Consider the following 23,721-nt stretch of genomic DNA (forward strand, 5'->3'; position numbering starts at 1 on the left):
GGTGGATAAAAAAGATATCTTTGACTCAGTAAGTAATATGGAATCGCAGATTGGTGATTTATACCGTCAGCTTGGTGAGTTAAAACAGCATTTGGCAGAGGTTCTGGAAGAGAACAATGCATTAAAGCTGGAAAATGAGCATATAAGACGCCGTCTGGATCAAACCATTGGTAAAAAAGATCCAAACATTAAGAAGAGCAGTAAGGGAAACAGCAATCAGGCACAGGGGGATAAAAATGTAGTCGACATCGGTGAAGGCTACGACAACCTTGCCCGCCTGTACCAGGAAGGCTTCCATATCTGCAACCTGCATTTCGGAAGCCCCCGCAAAGAGGATTGCTTATTCTGCCTATCCTTTCTTAATAAAAAATAATTGGCAGCCTTCCTTAATTGGGAAGGCTATTTTTATAATGTTAAACGCCAATGGTCGTCACGGCCAGGACATGAACATATGCGTATGGAGGAAGTGTTCTATAATGGTTAATTTACGGGAAGATGAACGATTGGATTATTTGCTGGCAGAGGATTTAAGGATTATCCAGAGCCCGAATGTATTTTCGTTTTCATTGGATGCTGTATTGCTTGCTAGATTTGTCTGGGTGCCAATCCAAAAAGGCAAGATTGTCGACTTGTGCAGCGGCAACGGGGTCATTCCATTGTTTTTAAGCGCAAGGACAAAGGGAACAATCATCGGGGTAGAGATCCAGGAGCGATTGTACGATATGGCAGTCCGCAGTATTGAATATAATAATCTAGACGATCGGTTACATATGATCCATGGTGATCTCAAGGATGCGCCTAAAGATCTAGGCTATGAGAAGTATGATGTCGTAACATGCAATCCTCCTTATTTCCTTACACCTTCAAAGGAAGAAATAAATATGAACGAACACCTTGCAATTGCGCGCCACGAAATCCTCTGCACACTAGAGGATGCGATTAAAGCATCAAGCCAGCTTGTAAAACAGGGCGGCAAGGTTGCCTTTGTCCACCGCCCGGGCAGATTGATCGATATCATCGAAATCATGAGGAAATACCGGCTTGAGCCTAAGCGGATTCAGTTTGTTTATCCTAAGGCCGGGAAGGAAGCAAATACCCTTTTGATAGAGGCAATCAAGGATGGAAGTCCTGACCTTAAAATTCTTGAGCCTTTGACGGTCTATGATGAAAATAATGAGTATACCCCGGTGATCAAAGAAATGTTATATGGAAGCAAAAAAGCAAACAGAAACGGGTGATTTACATGCAACAGCAGAAAAGCTTTGAACGAGAGCATGAAAAAGGGATTCTTTACCTCGTGCCGACTCCTATCGGGAACCTTGAGGACATGACATTCAGGGCAATCAGGATTATGAAGGAAGCCGATTGGATTGCAGCGGAGGATACGAGGAATACGAAAAAGCTATGTAATTATTTTGAGATTGAAACGCCCGTTACCAGCTATCATGAACATAATAAAGAAAGCAGCGGATATAAATTGATTGAACGGATTAAAGAGGGAGCAAAAGTCGCACTTGTCAGCGATGCGGGAATGCCGACCATCTCTGATCCAGGCACGGAGCTGGTGGCCGAGGCAATCGCCGAGGGACTGACTGTCGTACCGCTCCCAGGTGCGAACGCGGCTTTGACAGCTTTGATTGCCTCTGGCATTCTTCCTCAGCCGTTCTACTATTATGGATTTCTCCAAAGGAGCAAAAAGGATAAGAAAAAGGAACTTGAAATGCTGGCAAAGCAGACTGCAACCATCGTTCTCTATGAATCTCCCCACCGTTTAAAGGAAACACTGTCGCTGATGCTTGAGGGACTAGGCGATCGGAAAATAGTCCTTTGCCGTGAATTGACGAAGAAATACGAGGAGTTCATAAGGGGAACGGTTGCTGAAGCATTGGCATGGGCAGAGAAAGAAGAAGTCCGCGGGGAATTTGTATTGATCATTGAAGGGGCCTCTCCCGATTCAATTTATGAAGAAGAAAATCAATGGTGGGAAAGATTAAGCATTGAAGAACATGTAGAACATTATATATCCAAAGAACAAATGAACTCTAAGGATGCAATCAAGCAAACTGCAAAAGATAGGGGTATGCAAAAGAGAGAGGTTTACCAGGCGTATCATATTAAAGAATAGTGCGGAAGCAGAACATATAAAAAAGGCCGTGGATTTGTCCACGGCCTTGAGTATTAGAATTAAGCTTTTACAGGTTCGAAGCTTCCCTGGATTTCTTGAAGAAGCTGTTCAGCACCTTCACGGCTAAGGATCAGCTTGCCGCCTGCCAATGTGATGTTGTTATCAGATACTTCACCAGTGATGTGGCAAGTCATGTTAGGCTTGTACTTCTTAAGAATGATGCGGTCATCATCAACATAAATTTCCAAAGCATCCTTTTCTGCGATGCCAAGAGTCCTTCTAAGTTCGATTGGAATTACCACACGGCCAAGCTCATCAACTTTACGAACGATACCAGTAGATTTCATTTTTTAATCTCCTCTCATTTCCCCATCTATTAAGTTCGTCATTTTTCGACATTTTTCTCTTATTGGTTTTATAATACCAAGGATTCCAATAACCGTCAATTATTTTATTTTTCTTCTATTAACAAATTTTAACACAATACGAAAACCTTTTCATATCAAGGGTTATGGATGAAAAAGACGAGAAGGAATAAGGAATGGCGCAGTTACCTCGAAAGGAGGATAATGAAAAAATATTATTGGGGGAATAGTATTCAACGCATAATTCGACAAAATTCTACAATTTCATTCGACAAAATGTCACAACTTCGACAAACTCTTAATGGAATGTACATTATTTTATTATCAGGTATATTCTATTTGTGGATTTGGTTATGATTTTATTATGTGAATATCAATCTTTTATTTTAAAAATCGATTAATATGCTCCTGCCCAATAAATAAGGCAGGGCTTTTTTGATAACGACGCGTCCACAATGAATCTCACTGACAAAATACGTAAACTTTATAGGGAGAATGTCCGTAGTGGACAAAATTTTTAAAGAAACACTGATTTTCTTGATTGATTATAAAGAGAATGTCGAAACCATAGATAATGCTCCTTTGTTTTACACTAAAGTGTTATGAATCCAAGGGCATTAGCTGTTATAATAACTACTATTAGAATGAACTAGCAGTTTTAGTTAAGGAGGATCTTCATGGAAGAGAAATTGAAAACCTTTTATCTTACAACCCCGATTTATTATCCGAGCGGCAATTTACATATTGGCCATGCTTATACGACAGTAGCAGGCGATGCAATGGCACGCTATAAAAGACTGCGCGGCTATGACGTCATGTATTTGACAGGAACTGATGAGCACGGTCAAAAAATCCAGCGCAATGCCGAGGCAAAAGGCATCACTCCGCAGCAATATGTGGATGAAATCGTCGAAGGCATCCAGGAGCTTTGGGGCAAGCTCGATATTTCCTATAATGATTTTATCCGTACGACCCAGGATCGCCACAAGCAGATTGTCGAGAAAATTTTTGCCCAGCTGCTGGAACAAGGTGATATCTATCTTGATCAATATGAAGGATGGTATTGTACTCCATGTGAATCCTTCTATACAGACAGACAGCTTGAAGACGGCAATTGCCCGGACTGCGGCCGTCCTGTCGAAAAAGTGAAGGAAGAGTCGTATTTCTTCAAAATGAGCAAATACGCAGACAGACTGCTGAAGTATTATGAAGAGAATCCTGAGTTCATCCAACCAGAATCACGTAAAAATGAAATGATTAACAACTTCATCAAGCCTGGACTTGAAGATTTGGCCGTTTCACGTACAACGTTTGACTGGGGTGTAAAAGTCCCTGGCGACCCTAAGCATGTTATTTATGTGTGGATCGATGCGTTGTCGAACTATATTACAGCTCTTGGCTATGGAACAGATGATGACTCCAAGTACTTGAATTACTGGCCGGCAGATGTCCACCTTGTCGGAAAAGAAATTGTCCGCTTCCATACCATTTACTGGCCAATCATGCTAATGGCGCTTGACCTGCCGCTTCCTAAGAAGGTTTTTGCACATGGCTGGCTTTTAATGAAGGATGGGAAAATGTCGAAATCCAAGGGGAATGTAGTTGACCCAGTGACACTGATTGACCGCTATGGTCTTGATGCGCTTCGCTACTACCTGCTCCGTGAAGTTCCATTTGGTTCTGATGGAGTATTCACTCCTGAAGGTTTTGTCGAAAGGATCAACTTTGACCTTGCGAATGACCTTGGAAACCTGTTGAACAGAACCGTCGCGATGATCAATAAGTATTTCGACGGCGAGATTCCAGCTTACAATGGCTCTGAAGGGGAATATGAAGAGCAGCTGCTTGAAATGAATAAAGAGACGGTCCGAAAGTATGAAGAGGCAATGGAGAAGATGGAATTTTCCGTGGCGCTTACTTCTGTATGGCAATTGATCAGCCGCTGCAATAAATTCATCGATGAAACACAGCCTTGGGTACTGGCAAAGGATGAAGAAAAGAAGGCTGAGCTTTCTAGTGTAATGGTCCACCTTGCTGAGTCATTGAGAAGAGTGGCTGTACTATTAAAGCCATTCCTTACAAGGACTCCGGATAAAATCTTCGCCCAGCTGAATGTCGCTTCTGAAGCACTGCAGTCTTGGGAAAGCCTTGAAGAGTTTGGCCAGATTCCAGCCGGAACGAAGGTCGTTCAGGGAGAACCAATCTTTCCTCGCCTTGAATTGAAGGATGAAGTAGAATTCATCAAGGAAAAAATGCAAGGTTCTGCCCCTGCTGCGGCACCTGTGGAAGAAGAGAAACCGGAACCTCAGGATGAAATCACAATTGATGACTTCATGAAGGTTGAGCTTCGGGTAGCAAAGGTTGTTCATGCAGAGCCTGTTAAAAAGGCGGATAAACTGCTTAAGCTTCAACTGGACCTTGGTTATGAAAAGCGTCAGGTTGTTTCCGGCATCGCGAAATACTATAAACCGGAAGACCTTGTTGGCAAAAAGGTAATCTGTGTGACAAACTTGAAGCCGGTCAAACTTCGCGGGGAGCTTTCCGAGGGAATGATCCTTGCGGGTGAAAAGGATGGTGTCATGTCATTGGCAACAGTTGATGACTCACTATCAGTAGGTGCGAAAGTAAAATAAAATCATTTAGACCTGGAAATGTTTCATGTGTAACATTTTCAGGTTTTTTGTGTTAAAAAGGCCATTTTTTTAGAAGAGTGATTTATGATAGGAAAGAGAGTCAGTTAGCAAGAAAAGTGCTGCGCTCTTGATTAGCCCTTGACAACCGCTCTTAATAACATCAAGCATTCCCGACACTTGTCGGGTTTTTATGAAACCGAATTCAAAAATTTGACCTGGACATTGAAAAAAAGTTATGATATCGACACAACTTTATCACAATAATAAGAACATCACAGTGATTCTATTTTCCTTAATGCCAGGAATCACTAGAATGAAACTGCAGGGCAATGCTGCAAAGGAGTTTTAACATGCTTTTTGATACACATGTACACTTAAATGCAGAACAATTCAATGATGATCTCCAGGAGGTTATTGATCGGGCGCTTGATGAGGGTGTGACGAACATGGTTGTTGTCGGGTTCGATGAGGCAACGATCAAGAAAGCGATTGAACTTGCTGAAGGCTATGATTTTATCTATGCAAGTGTAGGATGGCATCCAGTCGATGCGATTGATATGACGCAGGAGCATCTGGACTGGCTGAGAGAACTGTCCAGCCATCCGAAAGTAGTAGCACTCGGGGAAATGGGCCTTGATTATTACTGGGACAAGTCACCAAAGGACATCCAGAAAGAGGTCTTCCGCAAACAAATCAGATTGGCAAAAGAAGTGAATCTTCCTATCATCATACATAATCGTGATGCAACAGCAGACATAGTTGAAATTTTAAAGGAAGAAAACGCCGGGGAAGTAGGCGGAATCATGCATTGCTATAGCGGCAGTGTGGAAACCGCGCTAGAGTGTATCGATATGAATTTTTATATTTCGCTTGGCGGGCCGGTTACGTTCAAAAACGCGAAGAAACCGAAGGAAGTGGCAGAATCGATTCCAATGGATCGACTGTTGGTTGAAACAGATTGCCCTTACCTGACGCCGCATCCATATCGCGGAAAAAGAAATGAACCAGCGTATGTAAAATTGGTGGCCGAACAAATTGCAGAACTGAAGGGGTTAACACTCGAAGAAGTTGCAGGCGAAACAGCCAAAAATGCAAAAAAATTATTCGGCATAAAGTGATAAGGAATGTTGTCGATTTTTCAACAAGGTTGTCCAAACTTTTTCTGTTTCTAAAAAGTTCTACATGTCTCACTGGTGACATAGGATAACCGTGTCGATAACTCTTGCTTTTCTTTTTATGGAGCATCTTGCATAATAGGGACTACGTTTGGGCAAGGGTGTCTGGGTTGACAAGTCGGCAACAATATCTTTATAATCACTCCGAGAAGAGGAGGCGTTTTTCATCGTGATTAATAGTATGAAAAACCTGTTTTCCAAGACTTTGAGTAAAAAGAAACTGGTGATTTTTTCTGCTAGTTTCCTAGTTTTTGCCGCTGCTCTTGGGTTCTTCATGTATGAAGGGACCAAAAAGACAGTTGCATTGACGCTGGATGGCGAAGAAAGAGTCATTAAAACACATGCGAATACTATCCAAGATCTATTTAATGATCTCAAAATCTCACTACGCTCAGAGGATTATTTATCACTGGCGGCAAACACAGAGGTGAAGAACAACCTTTCGATTGTGTGGAAGCCGGCAAAACAGGTAGAGCTAATACAAGATCAGGAAAAGAAAACGTATTGGACAGCAGCCGATACGGTAGAGGACTTCCTGAAAGAACAGAATATCGTTTTAAATGAACACGACAAGTTAAACCTAAACCCAGACGCTAAGTTAAAGCAAGATTTGAAGATTGCCATTCAGAGAGCTTTCCCGCTTAAGCTTGTAGTTGGCGGAAAAGAACAAGATGTATGGTCGACTTCGACTACGGTCGCTGACTTTTTATCACAGCAAGGAATCACACTGAACGAAATGGACCGTGTTGAGCCTGCGTTAAAGCAGAACGTCACAAAAGATGCCGTGATTAATGTTATTCGAGTTGAAAAAGTCACCGATGTAGTGGAAGAACCAATTAGCTATGCAGTCGTTACGAAAAATGACAGCAAACTGGAAAAAGGAAAACAAAAAGTCGTAACAGAAGGCCAGGAAGGTTTGCTTTCCAAGGAATATGAAGTCATTCTTGAAAATGGCAAGGAAGTATCAAGAAAACTGGTCAGTGAAAAGAAACTGAAAGAGAAACAGGATAAAGTCGTGGCAATGGGAACGAAGGTCATCGTAGCTCAAGTTTCCCGTGGCACAAGTGAACCGGCGGGTAAGGAATTTTATGTTACTTCTACAGCGTACACAGCTAACTGTAACGGCTGCTCCGGCTACACGGCTACTGGAATCAATCTGAGGGCGAACCCTAATATCAAGGTCATTGCAGTAGATCCAAGAGTTATTCCTTTAGGTACCAAAGTGTATGTGGAAGGCTATGGCTATGCAATAGCTGCCGATAAAGGATCAGCCATCAAAGGCAATAAGATCGATGTCTTTTTCGCGTCCAAAGCAGATGCATACCGTTGGGGCCGTAAAACCGTCAAAATCAAAATCCTGAATTAATTTATGGATGCAGGGGATTCTTCCTCTGCATTTTTGTTTTTTCATTTTACGTTTAAGGTATAATAAGAAAAGCGTAATCGCTTAAAAACTTTCCACCTATATAGACGATTATATTTCAAAAATGTTTCATTTATTTCAAAGAAAATTTATTTCTTTTTAATTTGCCTGCACTTTTAGATTAAAGAAAAGAATTTTAACCACGAGAAATGTCCAGCTCCAGCGCCTAGCCAGTTTTCATCCCGACTTAACTTCCTTGAGTATCTTGCGAGAAGCGTTAGCTTTGAGCAGCTCGAGTCGCTTCGGTCCGCCCAATGAAGTCAAAGAACGACTTCACCGGTCGGCCCTCCAGCGCTTGTCGGGGCTGATCAAGGCGCTTGCGCTTTCAATTGGAGGAATCATGAAATTAAAAGAAATCATTGTAGTTGAGGGCAAGGATGATACGACGGCGATCAGGCGTGCTGTTGATGCAGATACAATTGAAACGAATGGATCGGCGATCAATGTCGAAACCATTGAACGGATTCGGAATGCCCATGAAAAGCGGGGTGTGATTGTTTTTACCGATCCCGATTTTCCAGGCGAAAAAATCCGCAAGACTATTTCAAAGCAGGTTGCTGGGTGCAAGCACGCATTTATTCCAAAGGAATTGGCTAAGCCAAAATCCGGGAGAGGACTTGGTGTTGAGCATGCATCTCCAGAAGTGATCCGTGAAGCGCTGAAGGATGCTCAGGTAATGGATGCAGAGGCAGTCGAAGAGATTACCCAGGAGGACTTGATTGTTGCGGGTCTGATTGGCGGTCCTGGTTCCAGGGAAAGGCGTGAGAAGCTTGGAAGGCTGCTGAAGATCGGATATACAAATGGCAAGCAGCTGCACAAGCGCCTGATGATGTTTCAGGTGAAAAGACAGGATTTCGCCGATGCGCTGGCAGAAATCCTTAAGGAGGAACAAAATGCATAAAGATATTGCAACCCCGGTGAGAACGAAGGAAATACTTGATAAATACGGCTTTTCATTTAAAAAGAGCCTGGGACAGAACTTTTTGATCGATACGAATATCCTGAACCGCATCGTCGACCATGCGGAATTAACCGACCATAGCGGCGCCATTGAAATCGGACCTGGAATCGGTGCATTGACAGAGCAGTTGGCGAAAAGAGCTGAAAAGGTGGTTGCTTTTGAAATTGACCAGCGTTTGCTGCCGATTTTGGAGGATACTCTCTCACCTTACCAAAACGTAAAAGTTATCCATAGTGATGTACTGAAAGCTGATGTTCAAGCTGTGATGACAGAGGAATTTGGGGAACAAAAAGACGTTATGGTGGTGGCCAATCTTCCATATTATGTAACAACACCGATCCTGATGAAGCTGCTTGAGGAAAGGCTGCCAATCAGGGGCATCGTCTGTATGCTCCAAAAGGAAGTGGGCGACAGGATTTCGGCCAAGCCAGGAACGAAGGAATATGGTTCACTGTCCATTGCTGTCCAATATTATACGAAGGCCGAAACCGTGATGATTGTTCCGAAAACGGTCTTTATGCCACAGCCTAACGTAGATTCAGCGGTCATAAGATTAACATTGCATGATGAACCACCTGTTAAGGTGAAGGACGAGAAGTTCTTTTTCCATGTCACAAGATCAAGTTTTGCCCAGCGCCGTAAAACCATCCTGAATAACCTGACCAGCCAGCTGCCAGATGGAAAGCAGAAGAAAGAAAGTATACAAGCAGCGCTCCGGCAGGCAGGAGTAGAAGAGTCACGACGTGGAGAAACTCTCACAATAGAAGAATTCGCGCAATTGAGTAATGCGCTGTATCCATATTTTTATTAAAAAATACAATGCTCTTACAGATGTTCCAAAAGTCCGAGATGTTCGGGCTTTTTTCTTTTTGTAATGATTTATTTCAATGGTGTCCAGAAATCCAGCCCGAATGAACCGCTACATCCAGAAAGCACATGTCTATGGGTATTTGCATATTTTATGTAAGAATACCACTTAGCGCAGCCTGTGTGCGGGGCAATTGGAGTGAGGATGATGAATATTAACCTCATGGATATCGTCGGCAGGGTTTCGCATCAATGCGATATTATGTTCCGGGTTATCGATATCAGAGAGAAACATGGCAAAAAAATCGCGATATTATATGGTGAGGATTTCCGATTGATTGCGGATGCGCCCTATGAAGATCTAATTAAAATCGATCCGAGTATGCGCATGAGGCTGACAAAGGAATTCCGGTCACTTGAAGAACAGTCATATAAGCTATTCAGGCAGGATGTTGATTTACTGCAGCAAAAGCAGGAATATGAGACCACTGAGGGCTACAGCAAGTCATATAACTACTTTCAGATGCCTGGGAAGGTGCTCCATATTGATGGAGATCCGAATTATTTAAAAAAGTGCCTGACCCTTTATGAGAAAGTCGGGGTCCCGGTGTATGGGTTCCATTGCAATGAAAAAGAAATGCCGGACAAAGTCGGAATGCTGATTGATTATTATCGGCCTGATATTTTGGTCATCACCGGGCATGATGCCTATTCAAAGTCTAAAGGGACAATGGATGATATCAATGCTTATCGCCACTCCAAGCATTTTGTCCAGACAGTGAGAGAGGCAAGAAAGAAAATTCCCCATTTGGACCAGCTTGTCATTTTTGCTGGCGCTTGCCAGTCACATTTTGAGTCGTTGATTCACGCTGGTGCCAATTTTGCCAGTTCCCCTTCAAGAGTTAATATCCATGCGCTTGATCCGGTCTATATCGTTGCTAAAATCAGTTTTACGCCGTTCATGGAGCGCATTAACGTGTGGGATGTTCTTCGCAATACCTTAACTGGAGATAAGGGTCTTGGCGGCATCGAAACAAAGGGAGTATTAAGAACAGGAATGCCCTATAATAAAAATTCGTCGGACTGAATAAAATACGGTCCGGCGTTTTTTATTATTTTGGTACATATTTTATCGCATTAAAGGCTACGCTAAAATTGTTGAAATTTAGAGGAAAAAGAAGTCCGAAATATATTGACTTTTAAATTTAAGTACTGTTATAATTTATGTTTTTGTTTGACTAAATAGTGTCAGCGTGTTATACTTTACACAGTGAGGTGGACCGAATGCCAAAAACATTATCGGATATCAAAAAAGCGCTTGATTCAAACCTAGGAAAAAGACTCATGCTAAAGGCCAACGGAGGACGGAGAAAGACGATTGAACGTTCTGGCGTGTTAGCGGAAACTTATCCTTCTGTTTTCGTCATCGAGCTTGACCAGGATGAAAATGCTTTTGAACGTGTTTCGTACAGCTACGCAGATGTTCTAACTGAAACAGTGGAAATTACCTTCTTTGAAGATACAACAGGATCAATAGCTTTGAGCTGATTTTTGGCTCAATGCAGTACAGGCAGTCAACTTTCGGGTTAGCTGCTTTTTATTTTGTCCAATTTTGCTATCAGCAGGATAAATAAGGCGCACATGAAAACTTCTTTTTCAAAAATACTAAGGTTACCGCGGTGGTGAAAGGAGATGGTAGTAATGGGCAGAAGAAGAGGGATTATGTCTGAAAGGTTGAAGGAAGAGCTTGCGAAAGAACTTGGCTTCTATGATGTCGTCCAGAATGAAGGATGGGGCGGCATAAAGGCAAAGGATGCAGGTAACATGGTAAAGCGAGCAATTGAGTTGGCCGAACAGCAGCTTGCGAACCAGAACCGCTGACCCAGATGAAATTTCTTTAGAGACTGCCACACAGCTGTTTTCACAGTTGCCAATAAAATTCAGATCCATCGCGGCGCCGGGGCTTATGCTCCGGCTTTTTTTATGGATAAAAAGCTGTGCAGCTTCCAGGTAACCTCCTGCAATTCTAATTCTTTGTGAATTTACTGTATTCGCCATAATGCAAATGATAAAATAAAGGAATGTTTCTTGCATGGGAGTCTTACTTATTTTACTCAGAGAGTATTGTTTTGAATTAGACAATTGTCCAGCTCCAGCGCCTAGCCAGTTTTCATCCCCGAGAGTGCTTCTTCGAGTATCTTGCGATAAGCGTTAGCTTTGAGCAACTTGAGTCGCTTGTCTAGCTGCGGCTCCTAACTCCTCGAGACGTTTCGGTCCTGCCAATGAAGTCATAGAGCGACTTCACAGTCAGGCCCTCCAACGCTTGTCGGAGTTGGGCAGTCGCCTCCGCTTTTCGAATTGTCTAGTGCACCTCCTAGAAACTCCGAAACTTCAACTCCGCCCCAGAAGCAAAAAGCGCTTCTTTGTCGGAGTCTCCAGTTTCTGCGTTTCTGGACAGTCGGCTATACTTTTTGATTTCGGTCCTGCCAATGAAGTCAAAGAACGACTTCACTGGTCGGCGCTCCAGCGCTTGTCGGGGCTGACCAAGGCGCTTGCGCTTTTCTATTCTTTTTGTGGTAAAATAGGACAAAATGTGGAATTCGTTTAAAGTAGGTGGAAGTTGTGAAGGTTTTAGTGAAGGCGCCGGCAAAAATCAATTTGTCGCTGGATGTTTTGCATAAACGTCCGGATGGTTACCATGAGGTGGAAATGGTCATGACGACGATTGATTTGGCTGATCGCATCGAGCTTAGTTTACTAGAAGAAGACAGGATCGTGATCCATTCCCATAATCGGTTTGTTCCGGATGATCAGCGGAATCTAGCTTACCAGGCAGCGCATCTGTTGAAGGAGAGGTTCCAGGTGAAGCAAGGTGTTCTCATTGGCATTGAGAAGACCATTCCGGTGGCAGCAGGGCTTGCTGGCGGCAGCAGTGACGCAGCGGCGACATTAAGAGGGTTGAATAAGCTATGGAAGCTTGGTCTGTCATTGGACGAGCTGGCAGTGCTGGGTGCTGAAATTGGCTCAGATGTTTCTTTCTGTGTGTACGGAGGAACAGCGCTGGCGACAGGCAGAGGGGAAATAATCGAGGAACTGCCGGCTCCGCCGACGTGCTGGGTTGTATTGGCGAAACCGTTTATCGGTGTATCGACTGCGGAGGTGTATCGCCGCCTTAATGTAGAAAAGATTCAACATCCGCCTACAAAGCAAATGATCTCAGCTATTGAAAATGGAGATTTCCATGGAGTATGCAACAGTGTCGGAAATGTTTTGGAAGATGTGACACTTTCGCTATATCCCGAGGTAGCACAAATAAAGGATCAAATGAAGCGGTTTGGTGCTGATGCTGTCTTGATGAGCGGAAGCGGCCCGACGGTATTCAGCCTTGTAGCACATGATTCGAGAATGCATCGAATTTATAACGGTCTGCGAGGGTTTTGTGACCAGGTATTTGCAGTGAGAATGCTTGGAGAGCGTCATACCCTTGATTAAATCCGTATAATGGTGGTATATTAACCTTAAATATTCGGATTTTGGAGGTTCTTGAATGAAATTTAGACGCAGCGAGCGTTTGATCGATATGACGACTTATTTACTGGAACATCCGCGCCAATTGGTACCGTTAACCTATTTTGCCGAAAAGTATGGTTCAGCAAAGTCCTCAATCAGTGAAGATCTCGGAATCATCAAAGAAACATTTGAACAGCGTGGAATCGGTGTCCTTCAGACTGTGCCAGGCGCTGCCGGCGGAGTCAAGTTCCATGTCCATGTCAGTGAGGAAAAAGCACGGAAGGTAATCGATGAACTGTGTAACGTAATGGCAAGTCCTGACCGATTGCTGCCAGGCGGGTATCTTTACATGAATGATATTCTGGGAAATCCAGCAATTGTGCAGGAAGTCGGAAGGCTGCTCGCTTCTGCTTTTGCTGATAAGGATATTGAAGTTGTCATGACTGTGGCGACAAAGGGGATTCCGATCGCTTACGCAGTCGCAAGCCACTTGAATGTTCCAGTCGTGATTGTCAGAAGGGATAGCAAAGTGACGGAAGGGTCGACGGTAAGCATCAACTATGTTTCAGGTTCTTCAAAAAGAATCCAGACGATGGTGCTATCAAAGCGTAGCCTTGCAGTGGGCTCGAAGGTTCTGATTGTCGATGACTTCATGAAAGCGGGCGGCACCGTTAATGGCATGATCAACTTGCTTGAAGAGTTCAATGCGGAGTTAGCGGGAATAGCAGTACTGGTTGAATCGGAGAATATCGAAGAAAGACTTGTCGATGAGTATCTATCACTCGTACGCCTTTCAGATGTCGATGTAAAAGAACGTAAAATTACCGTGAGTGAAGGAAATTACTTCGCTCGCAGAGAATAGTTGTTCATATAAACAATAGATGGGGTGACAATATGAATATTGTACAGACTTCAAACGCGCCAGCCGCAATCGGTCCATATTCTCAGGGTGTGGTTGTGAACAATCTTTTCTACAGCTCAGGCCAGATTCCTCTGACTCCAGAGGGTGTAATGGTAGAGGGAGACATCCAGGCCCAGACGCATCAGGTATTCAAAAACCTGAAAGCTGTTCTTGAGGCTGCAGGTGCTTCACTTGAAACAGTCGTAAAAGCAACGGTCTTCATCAAAAATATGGATGAATTTGCTCAGTTGAATGAAGTGTATGGGGAGTATTTCAGCACACATAAGCCAGCACGCTCAACAGTAGAAGTGGCAAGACTGCCAAAGGATGCCCTGGTGGAAATCGAAGTAGTAGCGCTCGTTAAATAACGGGCGTTTTTTTTTTATTTTTGGAAGAGTGGGATTAAACATCTTGAGGGACTGAATAAATCACAAGAAAGGCCAACTTGTGCCCGTGAAAAGAGAAAAACTAGTCTGACGGTCACAAGAAGGGTCAACATGTGCCCGTGAAAAGAGAAAAACCGGTTTCACGGTCACAAGAAGGGCAAACTTGTGCCCGTGAAAAGAGGAAAACCAGTTTGACGGTCACAAGAAGGGCAAACTTGTGCCCGTGAAAAGAGATAATCCAGTCTGATGGTCACAAGAAAGAGCAACTTGTGCCCGTGAAAAGAGAAAAAGCAGTTTGACGGTCACAAGAAGAGGCAACTTGTGCCCGTGAAAAGAGAAAAAGCAGTTTGACGGTCACAAAAAGGGCGCCGTTCCGTTATAGGAATCCCTATATCTAGAAACCGAACTTATGATTTACATACAAACCTGGTCCAGAATGCATTTATCTATTATGAACAATTAATACAAAACTTTTCCCGGATAAAAGTATATGAAGGAGGATTAAAATCCGGAAAAAATTATAAGATTTTTCCGCATCGTCAATAGCCAAAAAAGCCTATTTTACAAAGGCAAATAAGCTTGAAAAGGCTTTCTCCATGAAAAAGTTCACAAATTCGCCCTGTTTTTTCAAAAAAATTTTCTTGTAAAAGAAGGAGATTTGATTTCAACGTGGAATTATTTAACTAGAATTTTATCTATTTGTAAAGGTGGTGAACAGAATGGAAGTAACTGACGTAAGATTACGCCGCGTTAATACAGATGGACGGATGAGAGCGATCGCTTCCATCACGCTTGACAACGAGTTTGTTGTCCATGATATCAGGGTGATTGATGGAAACAACGGCCTATTTGTTGCAATGCCTAGTAAGCGCACTCCTGATGGCGAGTTCCGTGATATCGCGCATCCGATCAATTCGGGTACACGCGGAAAGATACAGGATGCCGTACTGGCAGAGTACCACCGTTTAGGTGAATTGGAAGTTGAATTCGAAGAAGCTGGAGCTTCCTAGAATATATAAGTGCATAACATCAAGAGCCTGCTGCATAAGTTAGGCTCTTTTTTATTTCCCCTGTTTGTCCGCTGTCTAAACCAATTGTTTTTAAAAAAATCTTCATTTATTTTGAGAAATACCTTCCCCCCTAAACTGACAAATAATTGTACTTGTTCTTCTATTCTTGAAATGGCTGGCTATTTAAGATATATTCGTAATGGATAAAAAGGTAAATTGGAGGCCTGCTAATGTCTAATCGTTATGCAATCATTTTAGCTGCCGGTCAGGGAACAAGAATGAAGTCTAAGTTGTATAAAGTTCTTCACCCTGTATGTGGCAAGCAAATGGTACAGCATGTTATTGACCAGGTGAAAAGTCTTGATATAAACGAAATCGTGACCATTGTCGGTCATGGAGCAGAAAAAGTGAAAGATCAGCTAGGTGAGGACAGCCAGTATGCCCTGCAGGCAGAACAGCTGGGAACAGCTCATGCGGTGCAGCAGGCAGGAGACATGCTCGCTGATAAAGAAGGTGTCACAATCGTCGTCTGCGGTGATACTCCGCTGATCAAGGCTGAAACAATGGAAGCTCTTTTCAAGCATCATGAAGAGACAAATGCTAAAGCAACCATTCTGACGGCGAGGGCGGAAGATCCGACTGGATACGGCCGTATCGTCCGAAATGCAGAGGGCTTTGTCGAGAAAATCGTTGAGCACAAGGATGCTAACGAGCAGGAAAGAAGCATCAATGAGATAAATACAGGTACATATTGCTTCGACAATAAAATGTTATTCGAAGCGATCCAAAATGTATCTAACGATAATGTCCAGGGAGAATACTATCTTCCAGATGTCATCGAAATCCTGAAGAACCAGGGCGAAATCGTATCCGCCTATGTGACGGATAACTTCGCGGAGACGCTTGGTGTCAATGACCGTGTCGCTCTTGCTGAAGCTGAACGCACGATGAAAAAGCGGATCAACGAGTATCACATGCGCAATGGCGTATCGCTTATAGATCCTGATAACACGTATATTGGACCAGATGTGAAGGTTGGACAGGATACGGTTATTTTCCCGGGAACGACCCTTTCTGGCAGTACAGTCATCGGTTCTGAATGCCAGATTGGACCAAATACTGAAATCAGTAACTGTGAAATTGGAAACAATACAGTTATCCGACAATCAGCGGCCTTTGACAGCAAGATTGGCTCAGAAGTCAATATTGGGCCATTTGCGCATATCAGGCCTGAATCTGATATCCATGATGAAGTGAAGATCGGCAATTTTGTCGAAATTAAGAAAGCGGTATTTGGCAAAGGAAGTAAAGCTTCTCACCTTAGCTATATAGGTGATGCAGAAGTCGGTGCTGATGTGAATATCGGCTGCGGCTCGATCACAGTGAATTATGATGGCAAAAACAAGTTCCTAACCAAGATTGAAGATGGCGTATTTATCGGCTGTAACTCCAATCTTGTTGCACCAGTGACGATTGGAAAAGGCGCATATGTAGCAGCCGGTTCCACGATCACGGAAGATGTTCCAGGTGAAGCACTTGCGCTTGCACGTGCTCGTCAAGTCAACAAAGAAGATTATGTAGGGAAAATGAACGTAAAGAAATAAGAGTCTTGGAGGTCCATAATGTCAAACCAGTATCTTGACCCAAATTTGAAGGTTTTTTCACTGAACTCAAATGTTGAACTTGCCCAGGAAATTGCGAAGGTAATCGGGGTAGAGCTAGGAAAATGCTCTGTATCCCAATTCAGCGACGGAGAAATCCAGATCAACATTGAAGAAAGCATCCGTGGCTGCGATGTTTATGTCATCCAGTCAACAAGCTCTCCGGTAAATGAAAACATCATGGAATTGCTGATCATGATCGACGCTTTGAAGCGTGCATCAGCTAAAACAATCAATATTGTTATGCCATATTACGGCTATGCGAGGCAGGACCGTAAAGCACGTGCTCGTGAGCCAATCACAGCCAAGCTTGTGGCAAACCTGCTTGAGACAGCTGGCGCAACACGCGTGATTACGCTTGACCTTCACGCTCCGCAGATTCAGGGTTTCTTTGATATTCCAATCGATCACTTGATGGGTGTGCCGATTCTTGCGGACCACTTCAAGAGCAAGGAATTGAACGGAGACGTTGTCATTGTATCTCCTGACCATGGCGGTGTTACTCGCGCAAGAAAGATGGCGGAAAGATTAAAAGCACCAATCGCAATCATCGACAAGCGCCGTCCGAAGCCAAATGTGGCTGAAGTCATGAATATCGTTGGTAATATCGAAGGCAAGGTTGCAATCTTGATTGACGATATTATTGATACTGCAGGAACGATTACATTGGCGGCCAATGCTTTGGTTGAAAATGGTGCATTAGAAGTATACGCTTGCTGTACGCACCCTGTATTGTCAGGTCCTGCGATTGAGCGTATCGAAAACTCCAAGATTAAAGAACTGGTTGTAACAAATTCAATCGCGCTAGCTGAAGAAAAGCGCGTTGAAAAGATCCACCAGCTGTCAGTTGCACCACTGATCGGGGAAGCAATTATTCGCGTCCACGAAGAGCAATCTGTTAGCACACTTTTCGATTAATTTTTATATGATATAACAGGCTTGCCAACTGGCAAGCCTACTCTTGTTTCTGTTACTTAAGCACAGCTTTTTAAGAGATGAAGCCAAAGCCGTCAAGTTATTGTGACAGGTTCCAAGGAAACAGAGCTAAAGCTGTCAAGAAAAGCTCATAATTGTGACAGGTTTCAAGGAAACAGGGCCAAAGCTGTCAAAAACCCGTTGCGAATATCCGCGGAAAGTGAAGCGCCTGGAACGAAAACCAACAGCTGTGTTGAACAGAGACAATCTTAGTCAATGAATATTCGCACTATGGAGCATCTCAAAAAAGTATAACGTTTAGACCTTCCTGTTTTGGGGCATTTTTTATATAGACAAGAACTTACGAAATAGGAAGGGGACAAAACCATGAGTGCAACATTGAAAGCAAATGAGCGAACAGGTACTCAACGTTCTAGCCTGAGGAAGTTACGCCAGGAGGGCAATATTCCGGCAGTGGTCTATGGAAGGACTACAGATAGCAAATCCATTTATGTGGACAGCATCGAGTTTGTGAAGACCATCCGTGAAAATGGCCGAAATGGTGTCATTTCACTTGATGTAGGCGGCAGCCAGCATAGCGTCATGCTGACGGATTATCAGGAAGATCATATCAAGAATGAAATTCTTCATGCTGATTTCCTTGTGGTTGATAAAAGCTCCAAGGTACATGCAAGCGTAAGGGTAAATCTCGTTGGCGATGCTGCAGGTGTCAAGGATGGCGGCGTCCTTCAGCAGCCGATCCATGAAGTGAACATCACAGCGACTCCAGGCAATATCCCTGAATCCATTGATGTGGATGTCACAAACCTGCAAGTTAATGAAAACTTGACACTTGCTGATATCCAAACAGGAAATTATGAAATTAATGATGACGAAAATACGGTAGTCGTTTCAATCCTTCCTCCTAAAGTGGAAGAAGAAATCAACTCCGGCGAAGAACAAGAACCAGGAGAGCCTGAAAATGAAGAAGGAAGAGAAACAAAAGCGAGCGAAGAATAAAGCAGCATCAGACGTAGCCTGAAAAGGGTTACGTCTTTTGTGGTTTTCATGTACATTAGAAATAGAGATTCTTTCTGGTTTCCCTGAAAGAATAAGATATGCGTTTGGTTAGGGGTGTGGAAAGTGAAGTTATTTGTTGGACTTGGGAATCCAGGGAGGCAATACGATAAAACAAGGCACAATATCGGCTTTGAAGTAATAGATGAGTTATCAAAACGCTGGAATATCCCATTGGATCAGGCGAAGCATAAAGGTTTATACGGAAAGGGATTTGTTGGCGGCGAAAAGGTCATCTTGCTTAAGCCTTTAACATATATGAACCTTTCTGGTGAATCAATCAGGGCCGTAATGGATTTTTATGATATCGACCTGGAAGATCTGGTTGTAATCTATGATGATCTCGATATGCCGACTGGCAGGATCAGATTGCGCCAAAAAGGCAGCGCAGGCGGTCATAATGGGATTAAGTCGACGATTGCCCATACAGGAACACAGGAGTTCAAGCGTATCAGGGTAGGCATCAGCCGCCCGACCAATGGAATGGCGATCACGGATTGGGTGCTCGGCCGTTTTACTGCCGAAGAAAATGAACAGATGTCCGAGGCTGTCATGAAATCTGCCGATGCTTGTGAAGAATGGATGAAAAAGCCATTTTTAGAAGTTATGAATACATTCAATCAATAGTGAATTCAGATAAAGTGGCGAACTAAACATGCCAATCTTTTGATCAAGTAATATAATGTAAAAAAAGAATCATACAATAGGCTAAGTGCATAAGTTCCTGCCAAAGGGTCAATAATGAATAATGACTTAAATTGGGAGGGACGGGCATGGCTATACATTATCAATGCCGTCATTGCGGCACGAATATCGGCTCATTGGACAGATTGTCTGTCCACAGTGAAAGTTTAGGGCTGCATAAGCTGACCGAGGAAGAGCGCCAGGAGATGGTATCTTACGCAGGGAACGGTGACATCCATATAAAATCGATCTGTGAAGACTGTCAGGAAGCCCTGGAGCGCAACCCGGACTTCCACCAGCACGACTACCTGATTCACTGAAAAGCTTTGGATTCCACATCCAAAGCATTTTTCTGTTTGTATATTGGCCGTTTATTTAAAAAGGAAAGATTAGCATTTTTTATAGAGAGGGAGAGGTTTGGATGCAGGGGCTGAAAGCTCTATTTAGTCATCAGGATGATGTCCAATCTGTTATTTCCGGAATGGATGAGGGGCTCAGGGAACAGCTCGTCGCAGGCCTGTCTGGTTCGGCAAGGACGGTCTTTTTGGCCGCCATCTACGAGCAGACGAAGCGCCCCGTCCTGATCGTGACACATAATTTATTGCAAGCGCAAAAACTATATGACGATCTTGCGAATTTAATAGGGGAAAATGATGTCTATCTTTACCCGGCAAATGAATTGATTGCCGCAGAAATAAGTATTTCAAGTCCAGAGCTGAAGGCACAGAGAATAGAGGCTCTGAATCATTGGAGCAAAAAGAATACGGGTATTGTGATTGTCCCGATGGCTGGCTTGAGGAAGCTGCTTCCGCCAAAGGATTTGTGGGCAAAATTCCAGCTGACATTCAAGCTTGGCGAAGAAATCGATCTCGAATCGGTTCTCAACCGGTTTGTCAGCATGGGATATGTCAGGGCGGGAATGGTTGCGGCTCCTGGTGAATTCAGCGTGCGCGGCGGAATTATTGATATTTACCCGCTGACATCCGCAGATCCGATCAGGATTGAGCTGTTTGATGCAGAGGTTGATTCAATCAGGACGTTCTCGCTTGAGGACCAGCGTTCAAAAGAAAAAATGAAAACAGTAGCGATCGGGCCAGCGACAGAAAACCCGATTGAGAGTGAACAGCTGGACCGTCTGATTACAGGATTGGAAGACGGGCTCTCAAGCAGTTTAAAGAAGCTAAAGGATGATAAGGCAAAGACATTGATGGCTCAAAATATTGGCTATGAATTGGAACAGCTCCGCAATGGGCAAATACCTGATCAACTATTCAAGTACTTATCCATAGCTTATGAAAAGCCTCAAAGTTTAATAGATTACTTGCCGTCAAAGGGTTTCCTGTTCATTGATGAAATCAGCAGGGTACAGGAAATGAATGAGTCCCTTGGCAAGGAAGAAGCGGAATGGTATACGAGCCTCCTCGGCGAAGGCCAGATCACCCATGATCTGAAAATTTCGCACCAGCTCCCTGACTTGATGAGTAAAGCTGGAAAACCGATTGTGTATTTATCCTTATTTTTAAGGCATGTACCAAACACAAGTCCGCAGAACATCATTAATATATCCTGTAAGCAGATGCAGAATTTCCACGGGCAGATGCATGTGCTTAAAGGTGAAGTAGATCGCTGGCGGAAAGGAAACTATGCAGTTATATTCCTCGGGCCGGATGCCGAAAGAGTCAAAAAACTTGAACGCGTTCTGGAAGACTATGAAATCGATGCGGTAAAAATGGACAGCAAGCAGAAGCTGCTTCCAGGAAAAGTCCAGATTATCCAGGGCAGCCTGAATACAGGCTTTGAATTCCCAATCCAAAAGATTGCCGTAATTACAGAAGAGGAACTTTTCAATAAAAAAACAAAGAAGCCTGCCAGAAGACAAAAGCTGTCGAATGCAGAGCGGATCAAGAGCTATTCGGAACTTAAGATCGGCGATTATGTTGTTCACGTAAACCACGGTATTGGTAAATACCTAGGCATTGAAACGCTCGTAATCAATGGGATCCATAAAGATTATCTCCATATCCGCTATCAGGGAACAGATAAGCTTTACGTCCCGGTCGAGCAGATTGACCTTGTCCAAAAGTACGTTGGCTCAGAAGGAAAAGAACCTAAGGTCTATAAGCTCGGCGGTAGCGACTGGAAACGGGTCAAGAGCAAGGTTCAGTCCTCTGTCCAGGATATTGCGGATGATTTGATCAAGCTTTACGCAGAGCGAGAGGCTAGCGTCGGGCATGCTTTCTCTCCTGATGGCGAGATGCAGCGTGATTTTGAATCTTCATTCCCTTATCAGGAAACGGAAGATCAGGCTCGTTCCATCCATGAAATCAAACTTGATATGGAACGTGAACGCCCAATGGACCGCCTGCTGTGCGGAGATGTCGGCTATGGTAAAACCGAGGTGGCAATCAGGGCTGCCTTCAAGGCAATCGCCGATGGCAAACAGGTTGCTTTCCTTGTGCCAACGACCATTCTTGCGCAGCAGCATTATGAGACACTCAGGGAAAGATTTCAGGATTTCCCGATCAATATCGGATTGCTGAGCAGGTTCCGTACCCGCAAGCAGCAAACCGAGACGATCAAAGGTCTTAAAGCGGGCAGTGTGGATATTGTCGTTGGAACACACAGGCTTTTATCCAAAGAAATCACCTACAGGGACCTTGGCCTGCTGATCATAGATGAAGAGCAGCGCTTTGGGGTTACGCATAAGGAGAAGATCAAGAAGCTAAAAACAAATGTGGATGTCCTGACTTTGACAGCAACACCGATTCCAAGGACACTGCACATGTCCATGCTGGGCGTCAGAGATTTATCGGTCATCGAGACACCGCCTGAGAACCGTTTCCCCGTCCAGACATATGTCATGGAATATAACGGGGGACTTGTCCGCGAGGCGATCGAACGCGAGCTAGCCAGGGACGGACAAGTATATTTCCTCTATAACCGTGTAGAGGATATCGAGCGGAAGGCTGAAGAAATTTCCATGCTTGTGCCTGATGCGCGTGTCACCTTTGCCCATGGCCGCATGACCGAAAATGAACTGGAATCCGTCATGCTTGGCTTCCTTGAAGGAGAATATGATGTCCTTGTCAGCACCACCATCATCGAGACTGGTGTAGATATTCCGAATGTTAATACACTGATTGTTTATGATGCGGATAAAATGGGCCTATCCCAGCTGTACCAGCTTAGAGGAAGGGTAGGGCGCTCCAACAGGGTTGCCTATGCTTACTTTACCTACCGAAAAGACAAGGTCCTCACCGAGGTAGCTGAAAAGCGTCTCCAGGCAATCAAGGAGTTCACGGAGCTGGGCTCTGGTTTCAAAATTGCCATGCGTGACCTATCAATCCGTGGTGCCGGCAATCTGTTAGGTGCCCAGCAGCATGGGTTTATTGATTCTGTCGGTTTTGACCTATATTCCCAGATGCTGAAGGAAGCGATTGAAGAACGAAAGCCGGAAAAAGACCAAGTCCGCAAGCCAACGATTGAAATCGATCTTGAGCTCGATGCCTATATACCGGATAGCTATATTTCTGATGGACACCAGAAAATCGAGATGTATAAGCGCTTTCGCGGTATTGAGTCATTGAAGGATATTGAGGAATTAAAAGAAGAGATCATTGATCGATTTGGAGATTATCCAGAAGAAGTAGAAACTTTATTTGAAGTGGCAGAATTAAAGGTATATGCCATTGCCGCAGGTGTGGAGTCCATTAAAATGGCTAAGCAGGATGTGACGATTCTTTTAACAGAGGATGGAAGCAGCCGGATTGACGGACAAAAGGTATTTAAGCTTAGCAGCCAGTACAGGAATGCGGTGGGTCTCGGTATGGAAGGCAATAAGCTGAAGATGGTTGTCCACACTAGAGGAATGAAAAATGACCGTTGGTTCAACATTACTTTCGAGATGATTAAGGGACTTCATGACTCCCAAAAAGAACAGGAAAATACGGTATCGTAACCATATGGAAATATTTTGTAATCTAAATGTAAAATGATAAGGTGTTTCAAAAAAGATAGACAAGGGTAATTTCTGTGTGTACGCAAATATTGACTGGAAGGTTTATCCGTTTTTGGCACCTTTATCACTT

At 43.7% G+C, this 23,721-nt stretch carries 23 protein-coding genes; 21 read left to right on the forward strand and 2 right to left on the reverse strand.

The window, feature by feature from the left end:
- Position 1 precedes the first annotated feature (1 nt).
- From yabA to rsmI, 3 genes are all read left to right on the forward strand, one after another.
- Positions 2-373 carry a DNA replication initiation control protein YabA gene (gene yabA, locus FOF60_RS00225; protein ID WP_192473633.1) on the forward strand — a complete coding sequence of 124 codons (372 nt, stop codon included), beginning with the start codon at positions 2-4 and terminating at the stop codon, positions 371-373.
- A 103-nt stretch (positions 374-476) separates the two neighbouring features.
- Positions 477-1,238 carry a tRNA1(Val) (adenine(37)-N6)-methyltransferase gene (locus tag FOF60_RS00230; RefSeq protein ID WP_192473632.1) on the forward strand — a complete coding sequence of 254 codons (762 nt, stop codon included), beginning with the start codon at positions 477-479 and terminating at the stop codon, positions 1,236-1,238.
- A gap of 5 nt (positions 1,239-1,243) precedes the next feature.
- Positions 1,244-2,125, forward strand: a complete 882-nt coding sequence (rsmI, locus tag FOF60_RS00235) for a 16S rRNA (cytidine(1402)-2'-O)-methyltransferase (RefSeq protein WP_192473631.1) — start codon at positions 1,244-1,246, stop codon at positions 2,123-2,125.
- 59 nt (positions 2,126-2,184) lie between these two features.
- Here the strand turns inward: rsmI and FOF60_RS00240 are convergent, their stop codons facing one another.
- A complete protein-coding gene (locus FOF60_RS00240; RefSeq protein WP_102264789.1) occupies positions 2,185-2,472 on the reverse strand; it encodes a transition state genes transcriptional regulator AbrB in 288 nt (95 codons plus the stop codon).
- Between the two features lie 695 nt (positions 2,473-3,167).
- Between FOF60_RS00240 and metG the strand changes: the two genes are divergently transcribed.
- From metG to FOF60_RS00280, 8 genes are all read left to right on the forward strand, one after another.
- On the forward strand, positions 3,168-5,123 hold the full coding sequence (gene metG, locus FOF60_RS00245) for a methionine--tRNA ligase (RefSeq protein WP_192473630.1): 1,956 nt from the start codon (positions 3,168-3,170) through the stop codon (positions 5,121-5,123).
- A gap of 350 nt (positions 5,124-5,473) precedes the next feature.
- Entirely contained in the window at positions 5,474-6,241 is a 768-nt protein-coding gene (locus FOF60_RS00250; protein WP_192473629.1) for a TatD family hydrolase, read from the forward strand.
- A 238-nt stretch (positions 6,242-6,479) separates the two neighbouring features.
- Positions 6,480-7,664, forward strand: a complete 1,185-nt coding sequence (locus tag FOF60_RS00255; protein ID WP_192473642.1) for a resuscitation-promoting factor — start codon at positions 6,480-6,482, stop codon at positions 7,662-7,664.
- A gap of 397 nt (positions 7,665-8,061) precedes the next feature.
- A complete protein-coding gene (rnmV, locus tag FOF60_RS00260; RefSeq protein WP_192473641.1) occupies positions 8,062-8,622 on the forward strand; it encodes a ribonuclease M5 in 561 nt (186 codons plus the stop codon).
- A complete protein-coding gene (gene rsmA, locus FOF60_RS00265) occupies positions 8,615-9,493 on the forward strand; it encodes a 16S rRNA (adenine(1518)-N(6)/adenine(1519)-N(6))-dimethyltransferase RsmA (RefSeq protein ID WP_192473628.1) in 879 nt (292 codons plus the stop codon). The genes rnmV and rsmA overlap by 8 nt, the downstream gene beginning before the upstream one ends.
- Positions 9,494-9,697: 204 nt before the next feature.
- Complete coding sequence (yabG, locus tag FOF60_RS00270; protein WP_192473640.1) at positions 9,698-10,576, forward strand: sporulation peptidase YabG; 879 nt, start codon at positions 9,698-9,700, stop codon at positions 10,574-10,576.
- Positions 10,577-10,773: 197 nt separating this feature from the next.
- Positions 10,774-11,037, forward strand: coding sequence for a biofilm formation stimulator Veg (veg, locus tag FOF60_RS00275; protein ID WP_023613322.1), 264 nt, complete (start codon positions 10,774-10,776; stop codon positions 11,035-11,037).
- Positions 11,038-11,190: 153 nt separating this feature from the next.
- Positions 11,191-11,370 carry a small, acid-soluble spore protein, alpha/beta type gene (locus FOF60_RS00280; protein ID WP_041967995.1) on the forward strand — a complete coding sequence of 60 codons (180 nt, stop codon included), beginning with the start codon at positions 11,191-11,193 and terminating at the stop codon, positions 11,368-11,370.
- Positions 11,371-11,863: 493 nt separating this feature from the next.
- On the opposite strand, the gene FOF60_RS00285 is transcribed toward FOF60_RS00280, so the two are convergent.
- Entirely contained in the window at positions 11,864-12,001 is a 138-nt protein-coding gene (locus FOF60_RS00285) for a hypothetical protein (protein WP_264647624.1), read from the reverse strand.
- Between the two features lie 110 nt (positions 12,002-12,111).
- Between FOF60_RS00285 and ispE the strand changes: the two genes are divergently transcribed.
- From ispE to mfd, 10 genes are all read left to right on the forward strand, one after another.
- Positions 12,112-12,981: a 4-(cytidine 5'-diphospho)-2-C-methyl-D-erythritol kinase gene (ispE, locus tag FOF60_RS00290; RefSeq protein WP_413632786.1), complete on the forward strand. Its 870-nt coding sequence runs from the start codon at positions 12,112-12,114 to the stop codon at positions 12,979-12,981.
- Positions 12,982-13,036: 55 nt separating this feature from the next.
- Positions 13,037-13,861 carry a pur operon repressor gene (gene purR / locus FOF60_RS00295; RefSeq protein WP_192473626.1) on the forward strand — a complete coding sequence of 275 codons (825 nt, stop codon included), beginning with the start codon at positions 13,037-13,039 and terminating at the stop codon, positions 13,859-13,861.
- A gap of 32 nt (positions 13,862-13,893) precedes the next feature.
- Positions 13,894-14,268: a 2-iminobutanoate/2-iminopropanoate deaminase gene (ridA, locus tag FOF60_RS00300; protein ID WP_192473625.1), complete on the forward strand. Its 375-nt coding sequence runs from the start codon at positions 13,894-13,896 to the stop codon at positions 14,266-14,268.
- A 737-nt stretch (positions 14,269-15,005) separates the two neighbouring features.
- Positions 15,006-15,296 carry a septation regulator SpoVG gene (gene spoVG, locus FOF60_RS00305; RefSeq protein ID WP_023613316.1) on the forward strand — a complete coding sequence of 97 codons (291 nt, stop codon included), beginning with the start codon at positions 15,006-15,008 and terminating at the stop codon, positions 15,294-15,296.
- Between the two features lie 230 nt (positions 15,297-15,526).
- Positions 15,527-16,900, forward strand: a complete 1,374-nt coding sequence (gene glmU / locus FOF60_RS00310; RefSeq protein WP_192473405.1) for a bifunctional UDP-N-acetylglucosamine diphosphorylase/glucosamine-1-phosphate N-acetyltransferase GlmU — start codon at positions 15,527-15,529, stop codon at positions 16,898-16,900.
- An 18-nt stretch (positions 16,901-16,918) separates the two neighbouring features.
- The gene (locus tag FOF60_RS00315; protein WP_102264801.1) at positions 16,919-17,875 is read left to right on the forward strand and encodes a ribose-phosphate diphosphokinase; all 957 of its coding nucleotides are present in this window, start codon (positions 16,919-16,921) and stop codon (positions 17,873-17,875) included.
- Positions 17,876-18,259: 384 nt separating this feature from the next.
- Positions 18,260-18,892 (forward strand): 50S ribosomal protein L25/general stress protein Ctc, encoded by a 633-nt coding sequence (locus FOF60_RS00320; RefSeq protein WP_192473404.1) that lies wholly within the window; start codon positions 18,260-18,262, stop codon positions 18,890-18,892.
- Positions 18,893-19,015: 123 nt separating this feature from the next.
- A complete protein-coding gene (pth, locus tag FOF60_RS00325) occupies positions 19,016-19,576 on the forward strand; it encodes an aminoacyl-tRNA hydrolase (RefSeq protein ID WP_192473403.1) in 561 nt (186 codons plus the stop codon).
- Positions 19,577-19,722: 146 nt separating this feature from the next.
- Positions 19,723-19,953, forward strand: a complete 231-nt coding sequence (locus tag FOF60_RS00330; RefSeq protein ID WP_167834220.1) for an anti-sigma-F factor Fin — start codon at positions 19,723-19,725, stop codon at positions 19,951-19,953.
- A 101-nt stretch (positions 19,954-20,054) separates the two neighbouring features.
- Complete coding sequence (mfd, locus tag FOF60_RS00335; protein WP_192473402.1) at positions 20,055-23,591, forward strand: transcription-repair coupling factor; 3,537 nt, start codon at positions 20,055-20,057, stop codon at positions 23,589-23,591.
- Positions 23,592-23,721: the final 130 nt, after the last annotated feature.

This window comes from Mesobacillus jeotgali, assembly GCF_014856545.2.
Taxonomy (GTDB): domain Bacteria; phylum Bacillota; class Bacilli; order Bacillales; family Cytobacillaceae; genus Mesobacillus.